This window comes from Chamaesiphon sp. OTE_20_metabat_361 (assembly GCF_031364565.1).
In genome coordinates this window covers 1-2951 of the sequence record NZ_JANLWO010000693.1, presented here as the reverse complement: position 1 = coordinate 2951, position 2951 = coordinate 1, and the positions used below count along the sequence as shown (strand labels likewise).

Annotated in this window: 4 protein-coding genes, 1 pseudogene and 1 other annotated feature; all 5 genes and pseudogenes read right to left on the bottom strand. The window is 47.6% G+C overall.

Annotation, left to right across the window (positions count from 1 at the left end):
* Positions 1-218: pseudogene (locus RMO35_RS19580) on the bottom strand (hypothetical protein); the annotation flags it as partial.
* Positions 219-549: 331 nt separating this feature from the next.
* Complete coding sequence (rplL, locus tag RMO35_RS19575; RefSeq protein ID WP_309743372.1) at positions 550-936, bottom strand: 50S ribosomal protein L7/L12; 387 nt, start codon at positions 934-936, stop codon at positions 550-552.
* Between the two features lie 54 nt (positions 937-990).
* Complete coding sequence (gene rplJ / locus RMO35_RS19570) at positions 991-1512, bottom strand: 50S ribosomal protein L10 (RefSeq protein ID WP_309743370.1); 522 nt, start codon at positions 1510-1512, stop codon at positions 991-993.
* Positions 1513-1563: 51 nt separating this feature from the next.
* Positions 1564-1725, bottom strand: a sequence feature (ribosomal protein L10 leader region).
* A 129-nt stretch (positions 1726-1854) separates the two neighbouring features.
* Positions 1855-2253, bottom strand: a complete 399-nt coding sequence (locus RMO35_RS19565) for a TIGR02588 family protein (protein ID WP_309743368.1) — start codon at positions 2251-2253, stop codon at positions 1855-1857.
* Positions 2250-2951 (bottom strand): TIGR02587 family membrane protein (locus RMO35_RS19560; protein WP_309743366.1); only part of this gene is annotated, 702 nt, incomplete at its 5' end. The genes RMO35_RS19560 and RMO35_RS19565, both read right to left, overlap by 4 nt.

Here is a 2951-nt window from a genome sequence, read left to right as displayed (position 1 = left end):
TTCGGTTCTTCGGCTTGCAGGGCACGTTCTAGCACGCTAAAGGTATCGGGAATATCGACGGACACTTCAGCCGGGTGTTGGGCGAGTACCCACAGGGTATCGTCTTTGTATAGGCACTGCACCCGGAATGGAATAATCCGCCCTAAGTGAGCGTGAAGAGAGTTTTGCAGAAAACACTCTAAAATTTTGAGGTCATCCAGGCGCGTAGCTGATTGCATATATTAACCGAAAGTTATCGGCGGAAATTCAATATGGTTGAGACTAAGCTAGTAAGTATGGGTGTATAGATACTTATCGGGTCGCGACCTGATGAGACTTTAGAGTTTCAGCCGATTGCCCTCAACTAGCGGTTCAGTTGATAATTGTTACATTATGATATCTCAAAATCTTACCAAATCGATCGGACGATCGAGATTTGAGTGCAAACATACCGAAAAAAATTCATGGCGGTCGCAATTTTGATAAATCGCTTGCCATGAATTTTAAGGGTATTAGGCTCAAGCCTAACTGGACAGCATTAACCGTTGAGCGAGTATCGCCTGGTTGCGTCTATTTAAGGGCAACTTTACCGCCAGCTTCTTCGAGCTGTTTCTTGGCATCGTCAGCGGCTGCTTGGGGTACGCCAGTGAGGACGTCTTTAGGAGTGGATTCCACCAAGTCTTTAGCTTCTTTCAAGCCCAAGCCAGTGATCGCGCGGACGACTTTGAGGACGGCAATTTTCTTGCTCTCATCAGCCAATCCTTCGAGGACGACGTTGAATTCAGTTTTGACTTCAGCTTCTTCGGCAGGAGCGGCACCAGGAGCAGCCATCGCTACGCCGACGGGCGCAGCAGCACTGACGCCAAAAGCTTCTTCGATTTGCTTGACTAGTTCAGCCGCTTCGAGCAAGCTGAGGGTTTTTAACTGTTCTAAGATGGTATCGGTTGCAGCAGACATGTGTTGTTTCCTAAATATGGGTGAAAATTGGGACTGGGTAAAAAGCTTTGCGCTCTAACCTTTGTCAACGTGCGCTTGGAGACTCCGAGCGATCGAAGCAGGTACTTCTTTGACACCGATCGCGATTTTCGCGGTGACGGAGTTGAGGGCACCAGCAATTTGCGCCATGAGTTGTTCTTTGGAAGGTAGATCGCCGATCGCTTTGACATCAGCGCCAGTGAGGGCTTTACCTTCCATTACGCCACCGTGGAGTTCGGTTTTCTTGGTCGCTTTTTGGAAGTCATGGTAAGCCTTGATCGAGCCACCAATGTCATCTTTGAGCAATAAGAATGCCGAAGAACCTTGGAGTAGTGGTTCTAATGCTTGCCAATCGGCGTTACCTTCGATCGCTTTACCCATCAGGGTATTTTTAGTGACCGTACAGGTGCCGCCTTTGGGACGGAGCCGACGACGGAGGTCGGTGATTTCTGCCACGGTGAGACCTTGGTAGTTAATCACTGCCACCATTGTCGCTTCACTCAAGTCTTGCTTGAGCGTGGCGACGATCGCTTGTTTGTTTGCTAGGGTTCTCCCCATAAAATGCTTACCTCTCGATCGATCGAGTTTTGGGTGTGAACGGGGACGACAACAGGCATAAAATTAACCCCGACACTAGGTGCCGAGGTATTCATTCAGTCGCTCGTCGCGCTAGTATGCCTACTAGCGATCGAGCATGTCTGTTTGCGTTAACCTCGGCAGGGAAATTAAGCTATGCGCTCCTGCTGTCTGTGGTTGGCTATTAAGTTTTGGTTAACGCAATTTTTCAGTCGCGGCTGAACCTCAATCCTTTAGTACAATCTGGTTTTACGGTCGAACCGTAAATAAGCCTTGTATATCATATCACGACTCGATCGATTTGAGCAAGTGCCAAAATTGGGGCTAAGGTTTTCGATAGCTAGTAACGCGCAAAATCAACTTACCATTTTGGGGATTGCGGCTAAACAAAAATACGCCTTCCTCAGCTTCTCCTCCGGCTAAGAAATCAAATTGCTGTTCGCCCGTTTCTTCAATATCGCGATCGATCTGCAATTGGGCAGTTATGCGAACGGCATCAGCCGTCTCTCCGCCCTTATTTGTGAGGGTAAAGGGTACATAAAAACTGCCCTCAGCTTGACGGATCTTACCGCTCTGAACGATCGCTAACACTGGGGGTCGATCTCCAACTTTCACCCAACCATAAACTACTAATCCCACAATCCCAGCCACAATGCTCGATGCGATGCCAAAAGTCACCCATTCAGCCACAGATCGCTGTTGGTTTTGTTCGGGTTGGCTCATACCACGATCCGTCCCGCAGCACCACCAATCGTAGCTGGCAATCCTAGCACGATCGTGTGGCTCAACCATACCGTCCACGGATCTTCAAAACTGAGTTGATGGAAAAACCACAGCATTAATAATCCAGCCGTTAATGAAATAATATAAGCTACCAAAGTTTCATCGATCGGTCGATGAAATAGACCTTTTTGTTGGTAACGATTAGCTTGGTTTGTTAAACCAGCTACAAATACAATCCCGTAGGAAATTAGTAAAGAAACTGCGATCGTCGCTAGTAGCCAAGGAGGTGTCATGGCTGACGCCAACATGGGTACCTCTTGCGTCGGTGCGATTGTGAAGGCAATAAACAGAGCACCGATCGCAGTTGCGCCCACATCGGTAAGGGTGGCATTAATTGCTGCGGTTTTAGACTGTGGAGATGCAGATTGTGGTGCATTATTACCTCGTTCGCGATCGCCACTTAAAAATGAATTAGCAACAGCCACCCCCAGCGAAAATGGCACGCTTTCAAAAATAATTTTGCCGACGGCTTCATTAATTGATGTCGCAAGATCGATTTGGCGTAGTAAAACCAAAAGTAGGGCAGTACATACAAATCCTATTGCTAAAGTTTCAATACTATCCATCAAGGCATCGCGTATTTTAGTATCGACCGTTCCGCGAAATCCTTCAGTCCGAATTAGTAAGAAGACAACGAC